Below are 26,904 nucleotides of genomic sequence, written 5' to 3'. Positions count from 1 at the left end.
TTTTATATAAATTTTTAAATTATCAAGGATTTAGGGGGGCTCAAGTCAAAAAGTTGTGGAGAAATTTTAAAATAGTTTACTTTGTATTGATTAAATTATAGAAAAGGACTGTTCTTTTAATACGTTAATAACACTTTTATTACCTGAATATCTAACCCATTATTTTGAACTAACTTCAATTGATAAAGAAGAAGAAGTTTTACATTTATATTTAGAAGAATTAAATGAAATTCCTATAGAATATTCAAAAGATAAATTACAATCAAAAGGTTTTTTTGAATCTATTACCGTTCAAGATTTTCCAATAAGAGGTCACGTAGTTTATTTACATATAAAAAGAAGAAGATGGCTTAATTTGTCTACCGATAAAGTTGTTTTTAGAGATTGGAATATAGTAGCAAAAGGCACTCGCTTAACACAAGAGTTCGCCTCTTTTTTAAAAGAAGTCAATAGATACTAATGCTCATGATACTAAAAGTATTGCCAAATTTTATGGTGTTAAAGGCAAAATACTTCAAAATCAGTATAAAGATTTTTTAAGCGATTATTCTAACTGGAATCAAAAAGCTCATGCTAAAGAATGGTTATTATATCCTCAAAACATAGGGCAGAATTTATCTATTGATGAAACAGCTCTTTCTTATGATGAACTTTACACCATAATCACTAACAAGAAAGCTAAAGGCAAAGCTGGAAGCATTGTAGCTATCATCAAAGGGACTAAAGCAGATAATGTTATTGAAGTATTAAATAAAATACCCTTAAAAATAAGAAATAAAGTTAAAGAGATGACTTTAGATATGGCTCCCAATATGGAACTAATTGTGAAAAAATCTTTCCCTAACGCTACTCTGGTAACTGATAGATTCCACGTGCAAAAATTAGCCATTGAAGCCTTACAGGAAATTAGAATTAAACATCGATGGCAAGCAATAGATGATGAAAACGAAGCCATTGAAAAAGCCAAACGAAATAAGAAAAAATTCAACCCCATAATTCTTGAAAATGGTGAAACTAAAAAACAACTTCTAGCCAGAAGTAGATACTTGTTGTATAAAAGGGAAAATAAATGGACAGAAAATCAAAAAGAAAGAGCTAAAGTTTTATTTAAAAACTATCCGGATTTAAAAACAGCTTACCAACTATCAATGGAATTATCAGATATCTTTAAAGAAACAAAAGATAAAATTTATGGTTATACCAAATTGGCTAAATGGCATGAAAAAGTAAATCAATCTGGATTCAAAACATTTAATACAATATCAAGAACAATAACAAATCATTATAAAACAATACTAAATTACTTTGACAACAGAAGTACCAATGCTTCAGCCGAATCTTTTAATGCAAAAATAAAGGCTTTTAGAAGTAAATTTAGAGGCGTAAGAAACATAGAATTCTTTCTTTTTAGACTTACAAATTTATATGCCTAATTTATCAAATCCACAGGTTTTAGACTTGATCCGATTTAGGGATCAAGAACAAAAGGGGATCAAGTCAAAAAATTGTGGGATTGATAATTTAAGTAAATTAAAAAGAAGTTGAAATGCGAGGATATAAAAAAACCTTCCAAAAAATTGAAAGGTTTTGAGGCATCGCCCGGATTCGAACCGGGGTAGACGGTTTTGCAGACCGGTGCCTAGCCGCTCGGCCACGACGCCATTGCGGATGCAAATATAATGAAAAGTTTATATTTTAAAAGAATTCTCGCTAAAAGTTTATCTTTTTTTTGTTATTAAAATAGTAACTTCTTGAACGTCACCACCTATAGGAGGATTAATTTTTGCTACTTCTACCGTAACTTTTTCTACTAATAGCAGTTCATTTAGAGTTCGGTCGATAATTCTTTTGGCTACATGCTCTAAAAGTTCTGATCGAATCGCCATTTCTTCTACTACTATTTTGTTTAAATGTACATAATCTACAGTGTCTACTAATTGATCACTTAGAGCAGATTTTGTTAAATCTGCTTCTATTTCAAGATCTACTCGATAGTTACTACCTATTTTACTTTCTTCTACTAAACAACCATGATAGGAAAAAGTACGTATGTTTTTTAATTTTATAACTCCCATTTTGTTTAAAAGTTTAGGAATTTATAAGTGTATATGATAACGTTTGTCTTCTAAACTTTTTAAACATCTAAACTTATAAACTCTTTTTTCTATCTTTGTCAAAAGTATAAAAATTACCATGTCAAATACTGAAAAATCTTTGAATTTTATAGAACAGATCATTGAAGAAGACTTAAAAAATGGTTTGTTACAAGATAAATTACGTTTCCGTTTTCCACCAGAACCTAATGGTTATTTGCATGTCGGTCATGCCAGTGCTATTTGTTTGAATTTTGGTTTGGGATTAGATTATAACGCACCCGTTAACCTTCGTTTTGATGATACCAATCCTTCTAAAGAAGAACAGGAATATGTAGATGCAATCAAACGAGATGTAGAATGGCTTGGTTTTCAATGGGATAAAGAATGTTATGCTTCTGATTATTTTCAAGAATTATATGACTGGGCTGTTGTTTTAATCAAAAAGGGCAAGGCTTATGTTGATAATTTGTCTTCGGAAGAAATGGCAAAACAAAAAGGTACGCCTACCCAGCCAGGAGTAAATAGTCCAAATCGTGACCGTTCCGTGGAAGAAAATTTAGATTTATTCAACCGTATGAAAAACGGTGAATTTCCTAACGGTTCCTATGTATTACGTGCCAAAATAGACATGGCATCGCCTAATATGTTGATGCGTGATCCTTTGATGTATCGTATCATGCACGAACACCATCATCGTACGGCTAATCAATGGTGTATCTATCCTATGTACGATTGGGCTCATGGTGAAAGTGATTATATAGAACAGATTTCGCATTCGTTCTGTACGCTTGAATTCTTGCCTCACAGAGAGTTGTATGATTGGTTTTTAGATAATATTTATGATAGTTCAAAAACACGTCCGAAACAACGTGAATTTGCTCGTAGAAACTTATCGCATACTGTAGTTTCTAAACGTAAATTATTACAATTAGTACAAGAAGGACATGTAACCGCTTGGGATGATCCTCGTATGAGTACCATTTCTGGGATGCGTCGTCGTGGTTATACGCCAGCTTCAATACGTAATTTTGCTAAAACCATTGGTATTGCTAAACGTACGAATTTGATAGATGTTTCATTATTAGAGTTCTGTGTGCGTGAAGATTTAAATAAGACTGCACCACGTGTCATGGCGGTTTTAGATCCTGTAAAATTGGTAATTACGAACTATCCTGAAGGTCAAGAAGAATGGTTAGAAGCTGAAAATAATCCAGAAGAAGAAGTATTGACTTTTAGAAAAGTACCTTTTTCTAAAGTATTATATATTGAAAGAGAGGACTTTAAAGAAGAAGCTGATAAAAAGTTTTTCCGTTTGAAATTAGACGGAGAAGTACGTTTAAAAAATGCGTATATTATTAAAGCGGAGTCTGTTATTAAAGATGAGGCAGGTAATATTATAGAAATTCACGCTACGTATGACGCGGACTCACGTTCAGGAAGTGGCTCAGAAGCTTCTAAACGTAAAGTAAAAGGGACTATTCATTGGGTTTCAGCTAACCATGCTATTGAAGCTGAAGTTCGTGTTTATGATCGTTTATTTACGCATGAAAATCCAGATGGAAACAAAGAAGTTGATTTTAAAGAGTTTATCAATCCAAATTCTTTAGCGGTTATTAAAGGATATTTAGAGCCTAGTTTAGCTTCAGCAAAGGAATTAGAACATTTTCAGTTTCAACGTTTAGGTTACTTCTGTGTAGATAAGGATTCTACTGAAAATCAGCTTGTTTTTAACAAAACAGTTGGTTTAAAAGATACTTGGGCAAAGGTTGAAAGTAAAGAAGAATAGTTAAATAGATATTTATTTTTTAAAGAGCTTAATGATTAAATTGAGCTCTTTTTTTATTACTTTTAATATCATTAATTTAATATGTTGATCTATGAAAAAAATTACTTCTGGCATTTTTTGCCTTTTTATGTATGTACAATCACAAGCAAATATTATTGTTCGTGACATAGCTGATTTTACATTTACACCTAATGCATCTCTTGATATTGATTTTAATAATGATGCAGTTTCAGAGTTTAGTTTTCAAGAAATGGGAGGTTCTGTAGGTAGTTTTTTTAACCCTACAGATGTTAATTTTATTGGTACAGGCACTTTAGCTAGTGGTCATGGTTGGGATATTATTAAATCTTTAGCTCTTGGTTCAACTATCTCAAATTCAAGTAGTTTTGATGCGCAAGGCGATGCTTACATTAATCCTAATTGGGCTAATCCAAATGAAAAATTTCCTATAGGAGATTCTTATATTGGATGTTTTTTCAAAATTTCGGGGGTTAAATATTATGGTTGGTTATTAGTTAATAGTACGGCTAATGGAGTTATTACTCTTAAAAGTTATGCTTATAATAATGTGCCAGGTCAGAGTATTAACGTAGGCGAAACTTTAGGTACTGAAAATTTTAAACCTATTTCAGTTAACCATTATCCTAATCCTGCTCAGACAAATGTTTTTGTAGATACTACAGAAAAAATTAAAAAAGTTATTTCTTATGATATTAATGGAAGAACGTTAGAATTGCCTTATTCTTTTTCTTCGATTGATATTAATAAGTTAGAGCAAGGCCATTATTTTTTAGATGTGTTTTTTGAAAACGATAAAAGAAGTATTATGAAAATTATTAAGAATTAGTACTTTTAATAGTTTTTTATTATTATAGGTTTTTTTTATTGTTTTTAAAAATTAATAGATTTTATTTTATTATTTTGGCTTTTATATTTTTAATTTAAGCAATAAAAAAAAATAGATAAGGTGATTTTATTACTATTAGTATAATAGTCTCTTAAAAAGCTTTAAAATAAAAAAGTGGTCATTTGACCACTTTTTTATTTTTTAAATAGTTTCCTCAGAGTTATGATCTCCAAAATTTTCTTTTGGAAACTTTTTATCTTGCTCTTGCTTCTTTTTAGCTCCTAATTTCATAGCTTCTCCTACTTGATTACTTGCTGAAAAACTTGCTACCATATTGTTTAACATATCGGTTGAAGCTTGTGGTGAGTTAGGTAATAAAATTAAGTTAGAGTTGGTGTCACTACCAATAGCTTGTAAAGTATCATAATGTTGAGTTACCACAATAAGTGCGGAGGCTTCTTGTGAATTAATACCCACTTTATTTAATACATCTACGCTTTCTACTAAGCCACGTGCAATTTCACGACGTTGATCTGCAATACCTTGTCCTTGTAAGCGTTTGCTTTCTGCTTCCGCTTTAGCTTTAGCTACGATTCGAATGCGTTGTGCTTCTGCTTCATATTCAGCAGCCGTTTTTTCGCGATCAGCTGCATTAATACGATTCATAGCATTTTTTACTTGTATATCTGGATCAATATCAGTAACTAAGGTATTTATAATGTCATATCCATAAGTAGTCATTGCTTCATTTAATTCGCGTTTTACAGCTACAGCAATATCGTCTTTACGTACAAAAACATCATCTAAAATAAGTTTAGGTACCTCTGCTCGAACTACATCAAATACATAAGAGGTAATTTGATCGTGAGGATATTCTAATTTATAAAAAGCATCGTATACTTTTTCTTGAATTACTTTGAACTGTACTGAAACTTTCATTTTAACAAATACGTTATCTTTTGTTTTAGTTTCAATAACCACATCTAATTGTTGTATTCTTAAATTTACACGTCCAGCTATACGATCAATAATTGGAATTTTAATTTGCAAACCAGATTGTCTAATGCTATTAAATTTACCAAAACGTTCCACAACAACAGCCGTTTGTTGTTTTACAGTGAAGAAGGATGATATTAATAAAATAAATCCAAAGAGGATAAAAAGAATAAATAATGAATTCATAATAAAAAAATTAGTTTGTTAAATATTTATTTATACGTGCCAAGTAAACTTTTGTTACACATATTATTTTAATTTATAAAAGTATAACCCCCAGCATTTGCTGAGGGTTATACTTTTATATACTTGTTATAGCTCTTTTTAAACGTTTAATAGTTTCTTCTTTTCCAAGAATCTCTACAATATCAAATAAATGGGGTCCCATCATTTTTCCTACTAAACTTAATCGGAAGGGTTGCATTACTTTACCCATCCCAATTTCATTAGCTGTCAACCATTCTTTTACTAATGTTTCGATGGTTGCACTTGTAAAATCTGAAATTTCTTCTAAAACCGCAATCAATTGTTTTAATAATTCAGGAGTTTCTTCTTTCCAATTTTTTAAACCTTTTTCATCATAAGATGTAGGGGCTACAAAGAAATAATCAGTTAAATCCCATAAATCAGTTACAAAATTTGCACGTTCTTTGTTTAAGGAAACAATTCTTTCCAAATCTAAGGAAGTTGTAATCCCTCTTTTTTCTAATTCCTTAGCAAAACTATTAGTTAGTGAGTTATCACTTTTCCCTAATAAATACTGATGATTGAACCATTTGTTTTTTTCAGGGTCAAATTTAGCTCCCGATTTATTTACACGCGCTAAATCAAATTTGTTTATTAATTCTTCTAATGAAAAGATTTCTTGTTCTGTACCATCATTCCAACCTAACAAAGCAAGGAAATTTACTACAGCTTCTGGGAAGAAACCATTTTCACGGTACCCCATAGAAGTATTTTCTTCTGTTTTCCATTCTAATGGGAATACGGGGAATCCCATTTTATCACCATCACGTTTGGATAATTTGCCATTGCCTACTGGTTTTAATATTAATGGTAAGTGTGCAAATTCCGGAGCTTCCCAACCAAAAGCATTATATAATAAAATATGTAATGGCAATGAAGGTAACCATTCTTCGCCACGAATAACATGTGAAGTTTCCATTAAATGGTCATCAACAATATTAGCTAAGTGATAAGTAGGCATGCCATCACTTTTAAATAATACTTTATCATCTAATAGGTTAGTATCAAATTTTATATCCCCACGGATAATATCTTTCAATTCTAATATTTGATTAACTGGAGTTTTAAAACGTACAACATAAGCATCACCATTAGCTATGCGTTTTTCTATTTCTTCTTTTGATATAGTTAAGGAGTTATCTAAAGTTTCTCGAACGGTATGATTGTATATAAAAGTTTGACCATTAGTTTCCGTAGATTTTCTTAGTTCATCTAGTTTTTCAGCTGTATCAAAAGCATAATAAGCCCACCCCTTTTCAATTAATTCGTCAGCATATTGTTTATACATTGCCTTACGTTCGCTTTGGCGATAAGGACCAAATTTTTCATTTTTCCCTACCGTTTCATCGGGAGCTATTCCTAACCATTCTAGAGCTTCAAAAATATAAGCTTCTGCTCCAGGAACAAAACGAGTTTGATCTGTATCTTCTATTCGTAGATAGAATGTCCCGTTATGTTTTTTAGCGAATAAATAATTAAATAAGGCTGTTCTTACACCGCCTATATGTAAAGGTCCTGTTGGACTGGGTGCAAAACGCACTCTAACTGGCTTTGACATTTTTTTATTGTTTTTGTTATTTATTACACAAAGCATCATTTTGAGTCTAGTTAAGAGGCAATGTGTTTTACAAAGATACATCATACTCTTTACATATTTGTTTGATTTTGAGTATTGCTATTGTATTTGATAATTTACTAACTTTATGGGTTATAATTAAAGTATTGAATTTTGGAATCAAAACAACTCATATTTGCTAAGTTAGAAAGTTTTATTAAGAAATATTATACCAATGAATTGCTTCGTGGTAGCTTATTTTTTATAGGATTAGGTTTGCTCTATTTTTTAATTACCAACTTTATCGAATATTTTCTTTGGTTACAGCCTATTGGAAGAAGTATTTTATTTGGATTGTTTATTCTAGTAGAATGCTTCTTATTAATTCGTTTTATAATCATTCCGTTATTTAAATTATTTAAGCTTAAACAAGGATTGAGTTATGAACAGGCTTCTTTTATAATAGGTAAACATTTTAATGAAGTAAATGATAAATTAGTTAATTTCTTACAGTTAGTAAAAGATGCTAATCAATCTGAATTATTATTAGCTTCTATAGATCAAAAAGCAAAAAGTTTACAACCTATACCTTTTACAAAGGCAATAGATTTTAAAAAGAATAAAAAATACATTCCTTTAGCATTAATTCCTTTTCTGATTATTTTATTTTTTATGATTTCAGGGAAAGAAGAATATTTGGCTCAAGGTATGAATCGTGTTGTTAATTATAATAAACACTTCTCCCCTCCTGCTCCATTTGAATTATATATTAAAGATTCATTGGTAACACAACAAAATAAAGATTTTACTTTAACTGTTTTTTCGAAAGGAAAAGTAAATCCAGACAAAGCAATTATTGTTATTGGTAATGAACAATATTTTATGGAAAATACTGCTCCAGGTACTTTTCAATACACATTTGAAAATCCTTTAGCCGATGCAAAATTTTACATTCAATCAAATGAAGTAATTAGTAAAAACTATCATTTAAAAGTAAATCCTATTCCTGCTATTACTGATTTTCAAATGGTATTAAATTTCCCAAGTTATTTGGGTAAAAAACCTGAATTAATTAGAGGTACAGGTAATGCCATTATTCCAGAAGGGACCACTATAACTTGGACAATTAAGGCTCAATCTACCGAGTTAGTTCAGATGAATATAAATAAGTATTTGAGTAACTTCAATTGGCAGAATAATAGTTTTATCTTAGTTAAAAAAATCAATCAAAATTCAGATTATCAAATAGTTACTTCAAATAAATCAGTTAAAAACTTCGAAAAATTAACTTATTCTTTAAATGTTATTAAAGACCAATACCCAACTATTAAAATTGATAACACACCTGATAGTTTACATATTTCTAAACCTTACGTAGTAGGTCAAATTGCAGATGATTACGGGTTTCATCGTTTGAGTATTATCTATTTCCCTAAAGGTAAAGTACATGAGGCAAAACGAGGGATTTTATCTTTTAAACAAGGTGTATATGATAAATTTGTTTTTAGCTTTCCTAGTTCTCTTCCTATTAAAGCAGGAGTTCAGTATGAATATTATTTTGAAATTTCAGATAATGATGCTTTAAATGGTTTTAAGATTTCTAAGTCTTCTGTTTTTTCTCACCGTGAATCAACAGAGCAAGAAAAACAAGAAGAATTTTTACAACAACAAAATGATCATATTAATAGTCTTTCAAAATCTTTAAAATTGCAAGACAAACAACAATCAGAATTAGAAAAACTGCAACAAGTAGGTAAAGAAAAAAAAGAATTAGATTATAAAGAACAACAGAAAGTAAATGATTTTATCAAACGTCAAAAGCAACAAGAAGAAGTATTAAAAAATTACGCTGAAAAAATAAAAGAAAATTTAGATCAATTTAAACCCACTTCTAAAGATCCTAAAAAAGAAGAATTAGAAAAACGTTTAGATAACGTTCAAAAAGATTTAGATAAAAACAAAAAATTGTTAGATGAATTAAAAGAACTAAACGAAAAATTACAGCATGAAGAGTTATTTGATAAGATAGAAAAATTTCAGCAAAAATCTAAGAATCAATCTAAAAGTTTAGAGCAGTTAGTAGAATTGACGAAGCGTTATTATATTGAACAAAAAGCAAAACAACTGGTAGATAAATTAGAAAAATTGGCTGATAAACAAGAACAATTATCTACTAGTAAAGACAATAATGAAAAACAACAAGAAGAGTTAAATTCTTCTTTTGATCGTTTACAAAAAGAATTAAACGATTTGGATAAGGAAAATAAAGAATTAAAAAAACCTCTTTCAATTCCTTCTGATAATGAAAAACAAAAGAGTATTGATACAGATATGAAGGGTGCAAGTAATGAGTTAAAAGCTAAAAATAATTCTAAGGCTAGTGCTAAACAAAAAAGTGCTTCGCGTAAAATGCGTCAGATGGCACAATCAATTGAGAAGGATATGCAAGGTGGTGATAAAGAACAAATGAGTGAGGATATAAAAATGCTTAGACAAATTGTAGACAACCTACTTGAATTTTCTTTTTCAGAAGAAAAGTTAATGAATAATTTTAAAAGTATTAATGGTTCATCTTCTTCATTTTCTAAACACATTAAGACACAGCAAGATTTGAAAAATCAATTCAAACATGTAGACGATAGTCTATTTGCCCTGTCATTACGTAATCCTAAAATTGGAGAAAAAGTGACTAAAGAAGTGGGAACTATTTATTACAACTTAGATAAATCCATAGATTATTTTACAGAAAATCAAATATCGCGTGGAGTATCTAGTCAACAATATACGTTTACTGGTGCCAATAATTTAGCTAATTTATTAGCCGATGTTTTAGATAATATGCAAATGTCTATGTCAGGATCAGGATCAGGGCAAGGGACTCCTAGTCCTGGAAAAGGACAAGGATCAGGTATGCAATTACCAGATATTATTATGAAACAAGAGGAGTTGATGAAAAAGATGGGAAAAGGTAAATCACAAAAACCTAGCTCTTCTGGATCCTCTGGTAATGGCGAAGGTGAAGGGAAAGAAGCAGGAGGTAACAAGTCAGGTACTCAAGGAAATTCAAATTCTAAAGGAGGAAATTCAAAACAAAATAATTCAGGTGAAAATGGTGAAGGGAATGCAAAAGATATTATAGATGTTCTAAAAGAGCAGCAACAATTACGAGATGCTTTAGAAAAAGAATTAAACAAACAAGGTTTAGGAGTACAAGGACAGAATGCTATAGATCAAATGAAACAGCTAGAAAAACAATTAATAACTAAAGGATTCAATCAACAGTTAGTACAAAAAGCATTGCAATTAAAATACGAACTATTAAAATTACAGGAAGCAGCACAAGAACAAAACCAAGATAATAAAAGAGAAGGGATTACTAATAAAAGAGAATTTCAAAACACCTCTTCTACCCTACCGCAAAAGTTACAAGAATATTTAAATAGTATAGAAATATTAAATAGACAAAGCTTACCTTTGCGCTCGCAATTTAATAAACGTATTCAAGAATATTTTAAACAAAATGATAAATTATAATTACGAAACTAATTTCTTGTTAGAGAATGAGATAGGTTATACTGAGTGGATTGAATCTGTTGTAAAATCTGAGGATAAGGAGTTAAACGAAATTAATTACATCTTCTGTGATGATGAATATTTATTACAAATTAATAAGCAATATTTAGATCATGATTACTATACAGATGTTATAAGTTTTGATTACACAGAAGAAGGCTTAATTGCTGGTGATATTTTTATATCTATTGACCGTGTAAAAGAAAATGCTAGTAGTTTAGGTGTTTCTTTTGAAGAAGAATTAAAGAGAGTTATTATTCATGGAGTATTGCATTATTGTGGATACAAAGACAAGAGTTCGGAAGAAGAAGAAACGATGCGATTAAAAGAAGATGAGAAAATAAAAATGTTTCACGTGAAACGTGATTAACGGCTTTAGTTCCACGTGAAACAAATAAAATTTGTTTCACGTGGAACTTTTTCTTTCTTTAAACTGTTTCACGTGAAACAGTTTAAAGAAAGAAAAAGTTATATGTAAAAGTAATTATTTTAAAGATATATAATGTTTGTAGAAAATTATGATGTAATTGTGGTAGGGGCTGGACATGCTGGTTGTGAGGCTGCAGCTGCAGCTGCTAATTTAGGTTCTAAGACTTTGTTGGTTACAATGAGTCTTCAGAATATAGCACAGATGTCATGTAATCCAGCTATGGGTGGAATTGCAAAAGGACAAATCGTTCGTGAAATTGATGCTTTAGGAGGGTATTCTGGTATAGTGTCTGATAAGACAGCAATTCAGTTTAAAATGCTAAATCAATCAAAAGGACCCGCAATGTGGTCTCCGCGTTGTCAGAGTGATCGTATGCGTTTTTCAGAAGAATGGCGTTTAATGTTAGAGCAAACACCTAATCTTGATTTTTATCAAGAAATGGTTGTTGGTTTGATTACTGAAAAAGAACGTGTGATAGGGGTTAAAACTGCTATAGGATTATCTATTTACGCTAAGACAGTTGTTCTAACAAATGGTACTTTTTTAAATGGTTTGATTCATATTGGTGAGAAACAATTTGGGGGTGGTAGAGCTGGTGAAAGTGCTTCTTATGGTATAACCGAAGATTTAGTTCGTTTAGGGTTTCAAGCCGGTCGTATGAAAACAGGTACACCGCCTCGTGTAGATGGTCGTTCTTTAGATTATTCTAAAATGCGTGTAGAACCAGGAGATTTAAATCCAGCTAAGTTTTCTTTTTCCGATTCTACAAAGTCTTTGGTAAAACAGCGTGATTGTTATATGACTTACACCTCTCCTTTAGTGCATGAATTGTTGCGTGAAGGTTTTGATCGATCTCCTATGTTTAATGGTAGAATTAAATCTTTAGGTCCTCGTTATTGCCCATCTATAGAAGATAAAATTAACCGTTTTGCCGATAAAGATCGCCATCAACTTTTTGTTGAACCAGAAGGATGGAATACTGTTGAAGTTTACGTAAATGGATTTTCTACTTCCCTTCCTGAGGATGTTCAGTTTAAAGCTTTGCGTTCAGTAGAAGGTTTTGAAAAGGTAAAATTTTTTAGAGCAGGGTATGCAATAGAATATGATTACTTCCCTCCTACCCAATTAAAACATACTCTAGAAACGAAAATAATTTCTGGTTTGTATTTTGCAGGACAAATAAATGGTACTACAGGATATGAAGAAGCAGCTTCTCAAGGTTTAATGGCGGGTATAAATGCTGCTTTAAAAGCGCAAGAACGTGAAGAATTTACCTTAAAAAGAGACGAAGCCTATATAGGAGTATTAATAGATGACTTAATAACGAAAGGTACAGAAGAACCTTATCGTATGTTTACATCTCGTGCAGAATATAGAACCTTACTTCGTCAAGATAATGCTGATTATCGTTTGACACCTAAATCACACGCAATAGGTCTGGCAAGTTCAGAACGATTAAAACGAATGGAATATAAATTTAATGAAGCTGAAAAAATGGTTGCTTTTTTTAGAGAAACATCAGTTTCAATAAAAGAAGCAAATCCTGTTTTAGAAGCTAAGCTAAGTTCTCCTATTACCCAAGGAGATAAAATGTTTAAGATTTTTTCTCGCCCTCAAATAGAAATGGAGGATATGATGAAATTTGAAAAAGTTAAAGATTATGTAGCTTCTAATAATTTAGATCAAGAAGTTATAGAACAATCAGAAATACAAGTTAAATATTCAGGCTATATAGAAAAAGAACGTGCTAATGCTGAAAAATTGCATCGTTTAGAAAATATCCGTATTCCTGATAATTTTGATTACGATCAATTAAAATCTTTGTCCTACGAAGCACGTGAAAAACTAAAAAAAATACGTCCAGTTACTATATCACAAGCATCACGTATTAGCGGTGTATCCCCTAATGATATTTCTGTTATGTTAGTTTACATGGGGAGATAACCTTTTAAAGATTTAAAATAAAAGAATATTTTGTTTCACGTGGAACTTTCTTGAAAACTAAATATTCTTTTTTAAACCAAAGTTTTATTATACAAATGAATTTTTCAGAACAAAATAGTTACATAAAAGTAAAAGACCATTCCGTTTCTAATGAAAATTTTAATTTATTATTAGATCCTGAAACGGAATTATTAAAAACACATCCTCAACCCTCTTTAGAGCGTTTAGGATTTTATTATGAAAGCGAAGACTATATTTCGCATACAGATGGTAAACGTTCTTTATTTGAACGTTTATACCATTTAGTGAAATCGTATGCTTTAATAAAGAAAGTAGCTTTAGTTAGTAGCATTCATAAAACAAAAGGAGTTCTTCTGGATATAGGTGCTGGAACAGGTGATTTTTTAGTTACTGCAAAAAATGCAGGTTGGATAACAAAAGGATTTGAACCTAATACCAACGCTCGAAATTTAGCTTTATCAAAAGGAATAGAATTAGTAGATGCTACCCAATCAATATCCGATTATTCTGTAGATCTTATTACAATGTGGCATGTTTTAGAACATGTACCTAATTTAGAAGAACAAATTCAAGAATTAAAACGTTTATTAAAACCCAATGGAACTTTAGTAATTGCTGTTCCTAATTACAAATCCTATGATGCAGAATATTATGGGGAATATTGGGCAGCTTATGACGCACCTAGACATTTATGGCATTTTTCTAAAAAAAGCATAGAAAAATTATTTGGTCAAACTAAAATGAAGGTTATTCAAATTCACCCTATGATTTTTGATAGTTTTTATGTTTCACTTTTATCTGAGAAATATAAAACAGGTAAAATGAATTTTTTAAAAGCTTTTTGGATTGGATTAAAATCAAATATTAAGGCTGGTGCTAAAAAAGAATTTTCCTCTCATATTTACATCGTAAAAAACGACAATTAATTAAATCAAATAATTTGGTATAGAAAAGCGAATCAATTGATTCGCTTTTCTATACCAAATTATTTTTATAGTATAAGTTTTCTGCCTCTTCCCTATCTTTTTTAAAAGACTTAGTTTTAATTTTAACTAATTTATTCTTTACTCTTTACTCTTTACTCTTTACTCTTTACTCTTTACTCTTTACTCTTTACTCTTTACTCTTTACTCTTTACTCTTTACTCTTTACTCTTTACTCTTTACTCTTTACTCTTTACTCTTTACTCTTTACTCTTTACTCTTTACTCTTTACTCTTTACTCTTTACTCTTTACTCTTTACTCTTTACTCTTTACTCTTTACTCTTTACTCTTTACTCTTTACTCTTTACTCTCTATTCTTTACTCTCTATTCTTTACTCTCTATTCTTTACTCTCTATTCTTTACTCTCTATTCTTTACTCTCTATTCTTTACTCTCTATTCTTTACTCTCTATTCTTTACTCTCTATTCTTTACTCTCTATTCTTTACTCTCTATTCTTTACTCTCTATTCTTTACTCTCTATTCTTTACTCTCTATTCTTTACTCTCTATTCTTTACTCTCTATTCTTTACTCTCTATTCTTTACTCTCTATTCTTTACTCTCTATTCTTTACTCTCTATTCTTTACTCTCTATTCTTTACTCTCTATTCTTTACTCTCTATTCTTTACTCTCTATTCTTTACTCTCTATTCTTTACTCTCTATTCTTTACTCTCTATTCTTTACTCTCTATTCTTTACTCTCTATTCTTTACTCTCTATTCTTTACTCTCTATTCTTTACTCTCTATTCTTTACTCTCTATTCTTTACTCTCTATTCTTTACTTTAAAAAACTATATTTTTATTCAAAAAATAACTTTTTTCATTCAAAAAAGGATTTTTATGGTTGTTTTTATAAAATGTTCCACGTGAAATTCAAAATAAGACTTTATATTCTCATTATCTAAAAAAGAATTTTATACTATTTGTTCCACGTGGAATTTTTTATAGAATGATTTTACATGTCAATTAATTATTTAAACACATCAACCCTACTTTATTTCTGATTTCGCGTTATACTTTACTATGAAGATAAAAGGACAAAAGAAATACTTTTATAATTAACCCAAATTATGCGTTAGCCTTTCGGATCAAGATAAAAAAGACAAAGAAGTTAAGAATAAACAGCTTTTTTTACCAAAACTGTAGTTTTATCACCTTGAGAACAAAAAATGAAGTCGTTTTTATCTGTAATAAATTTTTAATGCGTAATCTGGGTTTAAAAATAGTACACCTACAAAAATTAGTGTTAGCTCTCGATACGCTTTGCACTCTAGTTGACGATGATTACGATTATATACTCAACCCTCAGTTCGAGTTGTTTTTGAAACAAAATGGAAAAAAGTATCAAGAACTTTAGTTTTACCCCAGTATATTTTAAACGGTATTCTTGTGAATCTATAAGAGCTAAAAGAACAATGCTAAGAAATTTATGAAATTTATAACCTTATCAGGTTTTCTTTTTTATAATTCCATTAATCTAATTTTTTAAAGAGTTGTGCTATCTAAAAAGTAGTAACTTAATGTTTAGTTTGTCACTTCTACCAAAGGGAGAATGACAACATTGCGATCTTTTAGGATTTCCTCATTTTTAACCATAATAATTTAACTACTTTGTTCCACGTGAAATTTTAATTTTTTCCTTTAAAAATGACTGTTACCTTTTAAGATATGCTTCGTATAAGATATTATCTTTTAAATACTATTTAAATTAACTGTAAGGCGTTATATGTTATTTATGAATTTAGGTATAGATATTGTTTTAAAAGAGCTTTGAAACGAGTTTATTTAAGGTATTTTAAATATTGTTTTTTTAAAATCGAATATTCTAAAAAGTCAGAATCACTAACTTTTTACCAAAGGCATTTAATAATAGAAAAATATTACCTAAAAATACTCTTTTTTTTAAAACGGCATAGAATTATTACAATTTATAGTTTTTGTTATTTGTATCAATTTTATTTATTTATGTATTTTTCCTCTTTTTCTTTAAATTATTTATTCAATGAAATAGTTAAAATTCTTTTTTAAGTTATTTTAGACTTTTGATCCCCTTCAGGGACTTTATTTTTACTTAAAAAGTCATTAAAACTCATTTAAAGAGTTTTTATTAGTGTTAGTATACTCACAGTGGTTTAAGGAATTAAAACGGTTTAAAACGAATTTATTTAAGCTGTTTTTTATCAAGAATTATTATTGTGCAATTTGTTTAAATAAGTTTTTGTTATTTTAATCGTATAGTTCATTTTTTATTATTTTTATGATATTAATTCATTAATTTTTTGTATTGAGTATTTTGGAATAAAAGTTTACTTTTACAAAAAATTATAAATCACAATTAGAATGAAAAAGCTTGTAATGATGGCGGTTGTTTTATCTGCCGTAGTAGCGTGTAATAAAACACCCGAAGCTAAAGAGGTAAAAACAGCTTATATAGATACTGTAAAACTTATGGAAGATTATACTGAAGCCAAAGAATTACAGGACAAATTCAAAACAAAAGGAGAAGTGAAAGGACGTGAGTTAGAAGTTGAAGCTAGAAAATTAGAAGCAGAAAAAGCTAACTTTCAGCAAAATGCAATGGCTAAAGGACAAGCATGGGCACAACAAAAATATGCTGAGTTACAACAACGTTCACAACAGTTAGCCTATGCAGAACAAGCTATAGCACAACAATTACAAGCCGAAGGAGGTTCTAAACGTGACTCAGTTGTTGAAAAAGTACGTACTTTTATCAAAGATTACGGAAAGAAAAACGGGTATGATTATATATATGGCACAGGAGACGCAGCAAGCGTTTTATATGCAAAAGATAGCTATGATATAACCAAAGAAGTTGTAAAAGCTCTAAACGAAAAATATACTTCAGAAGGTAAAAAAATAGAACCTAAAAAAGAAGCTCATAATAAAGAGGTTAAAAAATAAAAAAAGGGGGCAAATGCTGTATGCACTGCCCCCTTTTTTATTTGTAAAATTATTGCAATATATACACGGTTAACACAGCAGGGATAAAATAAATAACAATAGTTCTTGCCCCATCATAATCTTTGGCTGTTCTCTGACCAAATAAAAGCATTAATAGTGTTACACATGAAACAACGGCACCGTATTTACCAAATGTAGTACCTTCGTTTACCAATAATTCTATTCCTCCTACTATACAAAGAATGCCAGCTATAATTTCGAATGCTAATAAAATATTTAAAGAAACAGATACAATACCCTCAAAAAAAGTATTTTTAAAATGTTCTTTTAACCAATTTAAATTTCCCTGGTAATCAATGAATTTATCATATCCTGATTGTAGAAAAGTAATAGCTAAAAAAGCTAAAAGAAGTAAGCTAGCTAAATTGTTCATAGTGTTAATTTTTATGGATTAAACGTGTTAGTTTTATAGATAAATCAGTTAATATAATTTTAGAATTACCATTACGTTCAATATGATAAATGGCATCATTTAATTCTTTGTATATTTCTTGTATATTCCGCCCCGTAATAAAAGGAGCAAATTTCTTTAAATCAAATCCTTGTATCCCAGATTCATAATAAACTAAGCCTTCAGCTTGATAATTTAATAAAAGGGCTTGGCGAAATATTTCAATGCAATAACTCAAAAATTTCTTTTGATTTTCTCTTCCAAGTTTAGCTATTTCTTCACTCCAATTTATCAAATCCTGTATGGCACTTGCATTGCCTTTCGCTCTAAATGCAGCTCGGACCCAATTTACAAACCATTGTTCAAATGGAGCATCTTCATTTTGATGAGAACTTAATTGTAAAGCCTTATTATAATTACCTTGTGATTTATGGGCAATCTTCATAGCTTCTTTTTCTTCAATTCCTTCATATTCAACTAAATGCTGAGAGATAGCAGATTCACTTAATTTTCCAAAATTAATGACTTGACATCTTGAACGGATCGTTTGCAATAAATCCTCTTCATTTTCCGTAATTAATATGAAAAGTGTTTTATCTGTAGGCTCTTCAAGTAATTTTAATAATTTATTTGAAGCAGCGATATTCATTTTATCAGCCATCCAAATAATCAAAATCTTATACCCTCCTTCATAGGATTTTAGAGCTAATGATTTTAATATTTCTGAGGCATCTTCTACTCTAATTTCTCCTTGCTTATTCCCTACACCTAATTTATCGTACCAATCAAACAAACCACCGTATGGTTTTTCTTGTAAAAATTCTCGCCAAAGTGGTAAAAAATCCAAACTTTTAGGCTTCGATTTTACATCTTCAGTTGTAACTGTTGGGTAAACAAAATGTAAATCAGGATGCGAAACATGTTCAAATTTAATATTACAACTATCTATACCTCCTTGATTTTCAAAATCTTTATTCTGACATAATATATATTGAGCATAAGCAATAGCTATTCTTAATATGCCACAACCTTCTGGTCCAACAAATAATTGTGCATGAGGAATCCTCCCGTGGCTCGCACTAATTAATAAATGATTTTTTACATGTTGGTGTCCTACTATTTCTTTAAATAACATAAAAGCAAAAGTAATTACTTATCCATAATTTTTTTTATTTTGGATAAAATTTATCATTTCTCCTACTTATTGTAAATTTATGCTAATGCTGCTATAAAAAATTATTGTAAAACGGTTATTATATAAAATTTGTAAATAAATTTAGATGTTTTTATCATTTATAAATTTATAATATCCTTAAAAACGAAAGAAAAATTATGAAATAATATACTAAAAATCTAAATTTTTAGTAACAATTTTGATTTTCAAGATATTAAAAATTTAGATAAGTTCACAAAATGTTAATTTTTAATAATAATTCAAATTAATTGTAGAACATAATTAAAAAAAGACTATATTTGTATTGATATAATTTAGCTCTACTAGCGAAATTTATATAGGTTAAAAGATATATTTTTCATGATAAAATAAATTTTGGCACGCTTTTGGTATTACAGTTTAAAAATGAATGCATTTATTTTTAGTTTGCTTTTAAAATCGTTAACAAATTCAAATAAAAAATTGTTAATTCAATTTAAAAGTATATTTTTGAACAATTAGAACTTTAATAACTGAAATTAGAAGAATAACCATGAAGAAAATTATCTTTTTAAGCTTGTTTATGCTTTTCGCAGTAGGAAATATAAATGCTCAAGCAAAAAAGCCAAAAAGTATCATCAGTACTAGTGGTGCGGCAATTAAAAAGTTCCATGAAAAAAGTGAATTGGACGGTATGCCTAAGGGACAGCTTTTGGAATTGTATAAAGAACGAATCAGAGTTCTGGTTAACATATTACCTTACCTTGCTTTAACTAATAAACCAGGTATGACTATGCAGGATGTAGGTATTCCAGACACTTCTGATAATAATAGTGCATTAGATAAACAACAAGAAAACATAGTTGCTTTTGTTAACTCAACAATTGCTTTTCAGTCAACAATGGTTCCATATGCGGATAAAGGCAATTTAGTAGCTTCTATTCTCTATTATGAAAATATGTTGCGTGAATTGAATCAATTATATGAATAATAATTTTTAAAAAATATATATAATAAGAAAAATTTTACTATATTAGCGTAAATTTCTAAAAACTTGACCCCCGATGAAGAAATTGCTTAACTTAAAATGGATTGCTTTATTTGCAATAATGACTGCAAATGCACAGCAGGAAAAAGGTATAATAGGATCCTCTAACTGGTTGAATAACTGGACGGATTTTAAACCTTCTAAAACGGAATACAATGAGGCTACTGAAATTCTCTACGGAAAGATCACGGCCAATAAAACATTGCAAAAAAGGAATACTTACTTATTACAAGGTCCTGTTTATGTAGCTGCAGGTGTTACACTTACAATTGAGCCTGGAACCGTTATTAAAGGCGACTCAGAAACCAACGGAGCTTTAGTTATCTCTAAAGGTGCCCGATTGGAAGCAAATGGAACAGAAACAGATCCTATTGTATTTACTTCTAACAAGCCGGTTAAAAAACCAGGCGATTGGGGAGGTGTAGTAATCCTTAATGATGCACCTATTAATAAATTTGGAGGTGTTGCGTCTATGAACTATGACTTAGATCCTGCTCAAACAATTTATGGAGGAACTAATCCTATGGCAAATTCTGGGGTATTACGTTTTTTAAGAATCGAATTCGCAGGTAAAAAAATAAAAGGATTTAAAAATTACAATGCTCTAACTCTGGCTGGAGTTGGTAACAAAACATTGATTGAACATGTAATGACTAGTTTTTCTGCTGGAAACGGTATAGAAGTTCTAGGTGGTGATACAAACCTTAAAAATATGGTTACTTTACGTGTTTCTGGAGATGATTTCAAATTTAATCAAGGTGCTCAGGTTAAGTTAGATAATTCATTAGTAATTAGACATTCATTATATTCAGGTGCATCAAGAACTCGATGCATCAATGTAGTAGGATATGATAAAAAAGAAGAAGCTGATTTCTCAAAACCTTCAACTAACGTTGTTGCTACTAATTGTACTTTAGTTAACAATTCTGAAAGTTTTGATTTAGATCTAGCCAGTGGACTGGTAAAAGAAGGTGTTTTCGTAGGCGCTAATACCTCTCTGAGTTTAAAAAGAAGTTTAATCTCTGGATTTGCTCCTGCAACAATTTTAGATGCTGAAATTAATCCAGAAGCTGGAGGATTGAAAAAAATAGGTTTTTCAGAAGTGTTTTTTAATAACTGTAAAGGAAATATATTTCTAGCTAACTCTTCAAATAATGATGATTTAGAAGATTTTTATGGAAATCCTCAGTTTTTAAACTTATATGAAAAAACACCTAATGCTGAGTTATTTATTAACCCAGTAGAGTCTAAATCTCCAGATTTTAGATTAAAAGTGGGTAAATTTACTGCTGGTAAATAATTTATCTCTAGATTATAGTATTATACTTTAAATCCATTGGCAGTAAATCTACCAGTGGATTTATTTAGTTTAAGATCAAAATTAATTTAGATTAGAAGTTTATGAATCATACATTATTTTGTAATTTTTTTAACAAATATTTTTTTACAATTTTTTTATTTTCTTTTATTCTAGAAAATAAAGCACAAACTTTTGTAAATGCTCCTTCTAAAAATTTTGGAAATATTTGTGCATCTTCTAATTTTAATAGTTATTCTGTTAATTTTGATTTTAATGGTTTTAGCCCAAGCAATATATTTACTCTAGAAATGTCTGATCCTGAAGGGGATTTCGCTAAGTTAACCCCTATAACTATTCTTTCCTCTCAAGTAAGTACAAGTCCAGGGAAAATAACCTTTAAAGTGCCTGAAAATATTACTACAGGAGGAAAATCATATCGACTAAGAATAAGAACTAGCTCTCCAGCAATGACTAGTTCTCCTACTCTACCTTTTCATGCCTATTTTTGGATTTATAATGATAAAATTAATATTCTAGACGATGGTTCTGGTAATTTAAGTATTTGTGGATCAAATGGAATATTAGCTATAAGCGAAAAGAGCCCCTCCCCTTTGCAACACAAAGGATTAAAATATATATGGAAAAAAGACGGTATCGTAATACCTAATGAAACAGAATCTAAATTAAATATAGCCCAATCAGGTAAATACAGTGTACAGATAGATTACGGAAATTGTAATAGTACAGTTGGATTTATAGCTTATTCGCAGGAAGTGAATGTTGCATTTACAAATAATTCAGTTCCTTATTCTATAACATCTAGTTTAGGAACAACCGTTTGTCCTAGTAATCCAACGACTTTGAGTACAACAGCTGGACAAACCTATCAATGGTATATTGATTCTCAAGCAAATGGAAACTTTGTTAAAATTGATGGAGCTACTTCATACAGCTTAAAAACAGCCAATCCTGGTGTTTATAAAGTAGTAATTAGCCCAGGAACTGTTTGTGAATCTACTTCTACTAATACAATCACACTTCAATCTACCAATTTTAATTTGGCTATTGATGCCAAATCCGTAAATTATTTAAAGAAAAGTGAAATAATTAATATAAACGCCACTACTACAGCTATAAATCCAACTTATGAGTGGTTTTTACCAGGTGGATCTACACCTACGAGTACAGTGGCTAATTTTACAGTTACTAATGACGCTAATTTTAAAGAAGGGCTGTATAAATTAGTGGTTAAACAAAATGACCCAAGTTGCGTCTATACAAAAACAATACAATTTAAAATAATAGAAGGAGTAGAATCAGTAAATATTCCAAATGTTATAAGTCCAAATGATGGCAATAATGAAAATGATACATGGATTTTACCTATAGAATATAAAAATGACTCAATAGAAGTTCTTATTCTAGATAGTTATGGTAAAGAAGTTTTTAAAATGAAAAATTATGATGATTCTTGGCCTGAATCAGTTATAGAAGTAAAAGATATTAACCCAATTTATTATTATATTATATCAAAAGATGGTAGTCCTTTAAAAAAAGGTTCTTTAACTGTCCTTAAATAAATTACATATCAAAAAACTATGAAATTAAAGAGTTTTAGCCTTTTCATAATCAGTTTAGTTACAGTAGAACTAAGTGGTCAAACACCAGTAAATGGAGTTAGACCATTTGATGTTTTAGCTAAAAATTCTTTAAAATTCAATAAATACATCATAAATCCTAGCTTTAGTCATGTTAGAGAAGACGAATCTTTTATAAGTTTTTATAATAAAAGAAAATGGATTGGCTTTGAAAATTCAAGAACCGATTATTTCTTTAGTTTATCAGGAAAATTCCAAGATTTAAATGGTTATGGAATTGGATTATTCCAAAATAATGAAAACATTTATTCCACATTTGGAGTGGTAGGAAATTTCGCTAGAAATATAGAAATTATTCAAGATTCTAATCTTACTTTTGGTTTAAATCTAGCCTATATTAATAGTGGGATCAATTCAGGAAAAATAATAACAAACGTTCAAGAATCTATTCTAAGTAATGTAGCTAAATACTCTTTGATTTCTATTAATCCAGGAATCAATTTTGGCACAGGTTTTTTTGATATCGGTATCGTAGCCAATAATTTGTTTTATTACAACTTAAATCCATCTGGATTAGTACAAGGGAACCCTGCTAAAAATTTTGGATTACATGCCATGTATACAGGCTATATAGATCGTGATGGAATTTTAGAAAGAGCTAAATTTTCAGCTTTAGGGCGTGCCGAAATTGGAACAGGATATACAGGATTTGGAGCATCATTGCTTTTTAACGCTCCTAAAGCAGGTTGGGTTCAAGCTGGCTACGATAGTTTAAATGGTATTAATGCAGGTATTGGCTTTGTATTAGCTAAAAAATTATCTATCGGCTATGGAATTGAAAAACCTTTAGGAAATTTTTCTAATTTTGGATTATCCCATGAATTCACATTAGCTTATAAATTGAGGGGGTACGGTGATTATGAAGACGAACGACCAATAGTAAAAGCAAGTAGTAAAACCAATCCTAAGGCAAGTGATAAAGCGGTTGCTGTTAAAAAGAAGACCCCTCAAGAATTGGCCAAAGAAAGAGCTGCCGAGTTAGCGTTAAAACAACAGCAAGAAAAAGCGCGTTTAGAGGCAGAACGTTTAAGAAAAGAAAAAGAATTAGCAGAAGCTAGGGCAAAAGCAGAAATGGAAGCTCGATTAAAGGCAGAAAAAGATCGTTTAGATGCCCTAAAAGCAAAAGAAGCAGCAGAAGCTAGAGCAAAAGCAGAAATGGAAGCTCGATTGAGGGCAGAACAGGATAAAAATAAAGCATTATCAGAGGCTGAACGTCAACGTCAAGAACGTTTAGCTAATGAAGCTCGACTAAAAGCAGAAGCGGCTGCCAAACTAAAAGCTGAGCAAGAACGTCTGGCGAAAGAAAAAGTAGGAACTGATGTAAAATCTAAAATAGAAGCTGACGCAAAAGCAAAAGCAGAGGCATTAGCACGTGAGAAAGCAGAATCAGAGCGTCTAGCGAAAGAAAAGTCAGAAGCTGACACAAAAGCAAAAGCAGAGGCATTGGCACGTGAGAAAGCAGAATCAGAGCGTCTAGCGAAAGAAAAAGCAGAAGCTGACGCAAAAGCAAAAGCAGAGGCATTAGCACGTGAGAAAGCGGAATCAGAGCGTCTAGCGAAAGAAAAAGCAGAGGCTGCACGTCTAGCGAAAGAAAAGTCAGAAGCTGACGCAAAAGCAAAAGCAGAGGCATTAGCACGTGAGAAAGCAGAATCAGAGCGTCTAGCGAAAGAAAAGTCAGAAGCTGACGCAAAAGCAAAAGCAGAGGCATTAGCACGTGAGAAAGCAGAATCAGAGCGTCTAGCGAAAGAAAAGTCAGAAGCTGAGGCAAAAGCGAAAGCAGAGGCATTGGCACGTGAGAAAGCGGAATCAGAGCGTCTAGCGAAAGAAAAGTCAGAAGCTGAGGCAAAAGCGAAAACAGAGGCATTGGCACGTGAGAAAGCGGAATCAGAGCGTCTAGCGAAAGAAAAAGCAGAGGCTGACGCAAAAGCAAAAGCAGAGGCTGCACGTCTAGCGAAAGAAAAAGCAGAAGCTGACGCAAAAGCAAAAGCAGAGGCATTAGCACGTGAGAAAGCGGAATCAGAGCGTCTAGCGAAAGAAAAAGCAGAGGCTGCACGTCTAGCGAAAGAAAAGTCAGAAGCTGACGCAAAAGCAAAAGCAGAGGCATTAGCACGTGAGAAAGCAGAATCAGAGCGTCTAGCGAAAGAAAAAGCAGAGGCTGACGCAAAAGCAAAAGCAGAGGCATTGGCACGTGAGAAAGCGGAATCAGAGCGTCTAGCGAAAGAAAAGTCAGAAGCTGAGGCAAAAGCGAAAGCAGAGGCAAAAGCGAAAGCAGAGGCATTGGCACGTGAGAAAGCGGAATCAGAGCGTCTAGCGAAAGAAAAAGCAGAGGCTGACGCAAAAGCAAAAGCAGAGGCATTGGCACGTGAGAAAGCAGAATCAGAGCGTCTAGCGAAAGAAAAAGCAGAATCTGAGGCAAAAGCAAAAGCAGAGGCATTGGCACGTGAGAAAGCAGAATCAGAGCGTCTAGCGAAAGAACAGTCAGAAGCTGAGGCAAAAGCGAAAGCAGAGGCATTGGCACGTGAGAAAGCGGAATCAGAGCGTCTAGCGAAAGAAAAAGCAGAGGCTGACGCAAAAGCAAAAGCAGAGGCATTGGCACGTGAGAAAGCGGAATCAGAGCGTCTAGCGAAAGAAAAAGCAGAATCTGACGCAAAAGCAAAAGCAGAGGCATTGGCACGTGAGAAAGCAGAATCAGAGCGTCTAGCGAAAGAACAGTCAGAAGCTGAGGCAAAAGCGAAAGCAGAGGCATTGGCACGTGAGAAAGCGGAATCAGAGCGTCTAGCGAAAGAAAAAGCAGAGGCTGACGCAAAAGCAAAAGCAGAGGCATTGACACGTGAGAAAGCGGAATCAGAGCGTCTAGCGAAAGAAAAGTCAGAAGCTGAGGCAAAAGCGAAAGCAGAGGCATTGGCACGTGAGAAAGCAGAATCAGAGCGTCTAGCGAAAGAGAAATCAGAGGCTGAGGAATTGGCGCGTAAAGAAGCTTTAAAAACAGCAGAAGATAAAGAAATAGACAATTTGTCAAACGTTATTGAAGATTCTCAAAAATTACAATCGGAATCAATTAAAAAATTCCAAAGTATAGTATTAGAAAAAGAGAAAGAATTAATGGCTATGCGTAAAGCAAATGATGATTCGGAAAAAGGAATTGTAGCTCCTGTTCAAGAAGTAGAATTTAAGAGCATGAGTCAAGCTAACAAAGCAATAGAATCATTAAAAAGTGAAATAGCATTAAACATAAAACAACAAGATCAGTTTATTGCGGAATATCAGACTTTGGCAGCAGAACGTTTGAAAAAAATACCTAATAAAAATGATGTTATTAACCAGTCTTATCTTAAAACAATAGAAAAATTAAAACAAGATAAAGCTCGATCAGAGGAAGAGAGTAAACAGTTAATTACTAAATTGGAGGATATTAAGACTCAAACGGAAATAGAAAAAAGACGCCGTATTAAACGTGCTAATTTTGAAGATGCTTCTGCTAAATATCAAAAAGATCGTGCTACTTTAAGTCAAATTAAGGCAAGCACAACTCCAACGGATCAAGCTTATAAATCAACAGATTTTGATTATGGAGATAGCGATCAAATGAATATGCAAATTGTTAAAAATGTACCTAATGAAAAAGCAGGTTTTTATATGGTATTAGCTACTCATAAGGATGAAGCAAGACGTGATGCTTTTGTGAAAAAAGCAATACAAGCAGGAGAAAAAAATATAGATTTCTTTTATGATATAAGTACAGGAACTTACTTTATCTACAGTAAACATTATGATGAAATAAATGAAGCGGATGAAGCTATGAAAAATAAAGGAGAAAAACCTTATAATGGTAAAATGGTAATTATTAAAATAGAAAAATAATTATTTTAGATTATATATGATTTGTTACTAA

Annotated in this window: 18 protein-coding genes and 1 tRNA gene; 13 read left to right on the top strand and 6 right to left on the bottom strand. The window is 31.1% G+C overall.

Annotated elements, in window-relative coordinates:
- The first annotated feature begins 94 nt into the window (after window positions 1-94).
- Window positions 95-460 carry an ISAon1 family transposase N-terminal region protein gene (locus HUE53_RS14565; protein ID WP_421498116.1) on the top strand — a complete coding sequence of 122 codons (366 nt, stop codon included), beginning with the start codon at window positions 95-97 and terminating at the stop codon, window positions 458-460.
- On the top strand, window positions 450-1,433 hold the full coding sequence (locus tag HUE53_RS07420; RefSeq protein ID WP_065212842.1) for an ISAon1 family transposase: 984 nt from the start codon (window positions 450-452) through the stop codon (window positions 1,431-1,433). The genes HUE53_RS14565 and HUE53_RS07420 overlap by 11 nt, the downstream gene beginning before the upstream one ends.
- A gap of 157 nt (window positions 1,434-1,590) precedes the next feature.
- Here HUE53_RS07420 and HUE53_RS07415 read toward each other — a convergent pair.
- Together HUE53_RS07415 and folB are read right to left on the bottom strand one after the other, a co-directional pair.
- Window positions 1,591-1,661 (bottom strand) — tRNA-Cys (locus HUE53_RS07415).
- Window positions 1,662-1,718: 57 nt separating this feature from the next.
- Entirely contained in the window at window positions 1,719-2,075 is a 357-nt protein-coding gene (gene folB, locus HUE53_RS07410) for a dihydroneopterin aldolase (protein ID WP_065212844.1), read from the bottom strand.
- A 118-nt stretch (window positions 2,076-2,193) separates the two neighbouring features.
- On the opposite strand from folB, the gene HUE53_RS07405 reads away from it, so the two are divergent.
- Together HUE53_RS07405 and HUE53_RS07400 are read left to right on the top strand one after the other, a co-directional pair.
- Window positions 2,194-3,882 carry a glutamine--tRNA ligase/YqeY domain fusion protein gene (locus HUE53_RS07405; RefSeq protein ID WP_014165840.1) on the top strand — a complete coding sequence of 563 codons (1,689 nt, stop codon included), beginning with the start codon at window positions 2,194-2,196 and terminating at the stop codon, window positions 3,880-3,882.
- 91 nt (window positions 3,883-3,973) lie between these two features.
- Window positions 3,974-4,729 (top strand): T9SS type A sorting domain-containing protein, encoded by a 756-nt coding sequence (locus HUE53_RS07400; protein WP_065212845.1) that lies wholly within the window; start codon window positions 3,974-3,976, stop codon window positions 4,727-4,729.
- 201 nt (window positions 4,730-4,930) lie between these two features.
- Here the strand turns inward: HUE53_RS07400 and HUE53_RS07395 are convergent, their stop codons facing one another.
- Together HUE53_RS07395 and gltX are read right to left on the bottom strand one after the other, a co-directional pair.
- Window positions 4,931-5,911 (bottom strand): SPFH domain-containing protein, encoded by a 981-nt coding sequence (locus HUE53_RS07395; protein WP_014165843.1) that lies wholly within the window; start codon window positions 5,909-5,911, stop codon window positions 4,931-4,933.
- A 115-nt stretch (window positions 5,912-6,026) separates the two neighbouring features.
- The gene (gene gltX / locus HUE53_RS07390) at window positions 6,027-7,529 is read right to left on the bottom strand and encodes a glutamate--tRNA ligase (RefSeq protein ID WP_107317876.1); all 1,503 of its coding nucleotides are present in this window, start codon (window positions 7,527-7,529) and stop codon (window positions 6,027-6,029) included.
- Window positions 7,530-7,700: 171 nt separating this feature from the next.
- On the opposite strand from gltX, the gene HUE53_RS07385 reads away from it, so the two are divergent.
- The 5 genes from HUE53_RS07385 (at window position 7,701) to HUE53_RS07365 (ending at window position 17,402) form a co-directional block, all read left to right on the top strand.
- Window positions 7,701-11,060, top strand: a complete 3,360-nt coding sequence (locus tag HUE53_RS07385; protein WP_077225559.1) for a DUF4175 family protein — start codon at window positions 7,701-7,703, stop codon at window positions 11,058-11,060.
- Window positions 11,047-11,469, top strand: a complete 423-nt coding sequence (gene ybeY / locus HUE53_RS07380) for an rRNA maturation RNase YbeY (protein WP_107317447.1) — start codon at window positions 11,047-11,049, stop codon at window positions 11,467-11,469. Before HUE53_RS07385 ends, ybeY begins: the two co-directional genes overlap by 14 nt.
- 132 nt (window positions 11,470-11,601) lie before the next feature.
- Window positions 11,602-13,473, top strand: a complete 1,872-nt coding sequence (gene mnmG, locus HUE53_RS07375) for a tRNA uridine-5-carboxymethylaminomethyl(34) synthesis enzyme MnmG (RefSeq protein WP_065212847.1) — start codon at window positions 11,602-11,604, stop codon at window positions 13,471-13,473.
- Window positions 13,474-13,568: 95 nt separating this feature from the next.
- A complete protein-coding gene (locus HUE53_RS07370; RefSeq protein WP_014165848.1) occupies window positions 13,569-14,420 on the top strand; it encodes a class I SAM-dependent methyltransferase in 852 nt (283 codons plus the stop codon).
- A 2,400-nt stretch (window positions 14,421-16,820) separates the two neighbouring features.
- Window positions 16,821-17,402 carry an OmpH family outer membrane protein gene (locus tag HUE53_RS07365; RefSeq protein ID WP_065212850.1) on the top strand — a complete coding sequence of 194 codons (582 nt, stop codon included), beginning with the start codon at window positions 16,821-16,823 and terminating at the stop codon, window positions 17,400-17,402.
- A gap of 49 nt (window positions 17,403-17,451) precedes the next feature.
- Here HUE53_RS07365 and HUE53_RS07360 read toward each other — a convergent pair whose 3' ends face one another.
- Together HUE53_RS07360 and HUE53_RS07355 are read right to left on the bottom strand one after the other, a co-directional pair.
- The gene (locus HUE53_RS07360; protein ID WP_014165850.1) at window positions 17,452-17,835 is read right to left on the bottom strand and encodes a hypothetical protein; all 384 of its coding nucleotides are present in this window, start codon (window positions 17,833-17,835) and stop codon (window positions 17,452-17,454) included.
- 4 nt (window positions 17,836-17,839) lie between these two features.
- The gene (locus HUE53_RS07355) at window positions 17,840-18,988 is read right to left on the bottom strand and encodes a DNA polymerase III subunit (RefSeq protein WP_014165851.1); all 1,149 of its coding nucleotides are present in this window, start codon (window positions 18,986-18,988) and stop codon (window positions 17,840-17,842) included.
- A 571-nt stretch (window positions 18,989-19,559) separates the two neighbouring features.
- Between HUE53_RS07355 and HUE53_RS07350 the strand changes: the two genes are divergently transcribed.
- From HUE53_RS07350 to HUE53_RS07335, 4 genes are all read left to right on the top strand, one after another.
- Window positions 19,560-19,997 carry a hypothetical protein gene (locus HUE53_RS07350; protein WP_041253237.1) on the top strand — a complete coding sequence of 146 codons (438 nt, stop codon included), beginning with the start codon at window positions 19,560-19,562 and terminating at the stop codon, window positions 19,995-19,997.
- Between the two features lie 73 nt (window positions 19,998-20,070).
- Complete coding sequence (locus HUE53_RS07345; protein ID WP_041253238.1) at window positions 20,071-21,354, top strand: hypothetical protein; 1,284 nt, start codon at window positions 20,071-20,073, stop codon at window positions 21,352-21,354.
- 101 nt (window positions 21,355-21,455) lie between these two features.
- Window positions 21,456-22,934, top strand: a complete 1,479-nt coding sequence (locus HUE53_RS07340) for a T9SS type B sorting domain-containing protein (protein WP_192188391.1) — start codon at window positions 21,456-21,458, stop codon at window positions 22,932-22,934.
- An 18-nt stretch (window positions 22,935-22,952) separates the two neighbouring features.
- Window positions 22,953-26,873: a PorP/SprF family type IX secretion system membrane protein gene (locus tag HUE53_RS07335; protein ID WP_192188390.1), complete on the top strand. Its 3,921-nt coding sequence runs from the start codon at window positions 22,953-22,955 to the stop codon at window positions 26,871-26,873.
- Window positions 26,874-26,904: the final 31 nt, after the last annotated feature.

Origin of the sequence: Flavobacterium columnare (assembly GCF_014844295.1) — a bacterium.
Taxonomy (GTDB): Bacteria; Bacteroidota; Bacteroidia; order Flavobacteriales; family Flavobacteriaceae; genus Flavobacterium; species Flavobacterium columnare.
The sequence above is the reverse complement of the archived record's forward strand: the minus strand, read 5'-3'. Positions and strand labels throughout refer to the sequence as shown.

Coding starts and splice junctions, on each gene's coding strand:
- HUE53_RS07360 (WP_014165850.1), bottom strand. CDS start 17,835: ATGAACAATTTAGCTAGCTTACTTCTTTTAGCTTTTTTAGCTATTACT.
- HUE53_RS07400 (WP_065212845.1), top strand. CDS start 3,974: ATGAAAAAAATTACTTCTGGCATTTTTTGCCTTTTTATGTATGTACAA.
- HUE53_RS07350 (WP_041253237.1), top strand. CDS start 19,560: ATGAAGAAAATTATCTTTTTAAGCTTGTTTATGCTTTTCGCAGTAGGA.
- HUE53_RS07365 (WP_065212850.1), top strand. CDS start 16,821: ATGAAAAAGCTTGTAATGATGGCGGTTGTTTTATCTGCCGTAGTAGCG.
- HUE53_RS07340 (WP_192188391.1), top strand. CDS start 21,456: ATGAATCATACATTATTTTGTAATTTTTTTAACAAATATTTTTTTACA.
- HUE53_RS07355 (WP_014165851.1), bottom strand. CDS start 18,988: ATGTTATTTAAAGAAATAGTAGGACACCAACATGTAAAAAATCATTTA.
- ybeY (WP_107317447.1), top strand. CDS start 11,047: ATGATAAATTATAATTACGAAACTAATTTCTTGTTAGAGAATGAGATA.
- folB (WP_065212844.1), bottom strand. CDS start 2,075: ATGGGAGTTATAAAATTAAAAAACATACGTACTTTTTCCTATCATGGT.
- HUE53_RS07405 (WP_014165840.1), top strand. CDS start 2,194: ATGTCAAATACTGAAAAATCTTTGAATTTTATAGAACAGATCATTGAA.
- HUE53_RS07345 (WP_041253238.1), top strand. CDS start 20,071: ATGAAGAAATTGCTTAACTTAAAATGGATTGCTTTATTTGCAATAATG.
- gltX (WP_107317876.1), bottom strand. CDS start 7,529: ATGTCAAAGCCAGTTAGAGTGCGTTTTGCACCCAGTCCAACAGGACCT.
- HUE53_RS07395 (WP_014165843.1), bottom strand. CDS start 5,911: ATGAATTCATTATTTATTCTTTTTATCCTCTTTGGATTTATTTTATTA.
- mnmG (WP_065212847.1), top strand. CDS start 11,602: ATGTTTGTAGAAAATTATGATGTAATTGTGGTAGGGGCTGGACATGCT.
- HUE53_RS07335 (WP_192188390.1), top strand. CDS start 22,953: ATGAAATTAAAGAGTTTTAGCCTTTTCATAATCAGTTTAGTTACAGTA.
- HUE53_RS07370 (WP_014165848.1), top strand. CDS start 13,569: ATGAATTTTTCAGAACAAAATAGTTACATAAAAGTAAAAGACCATTCC.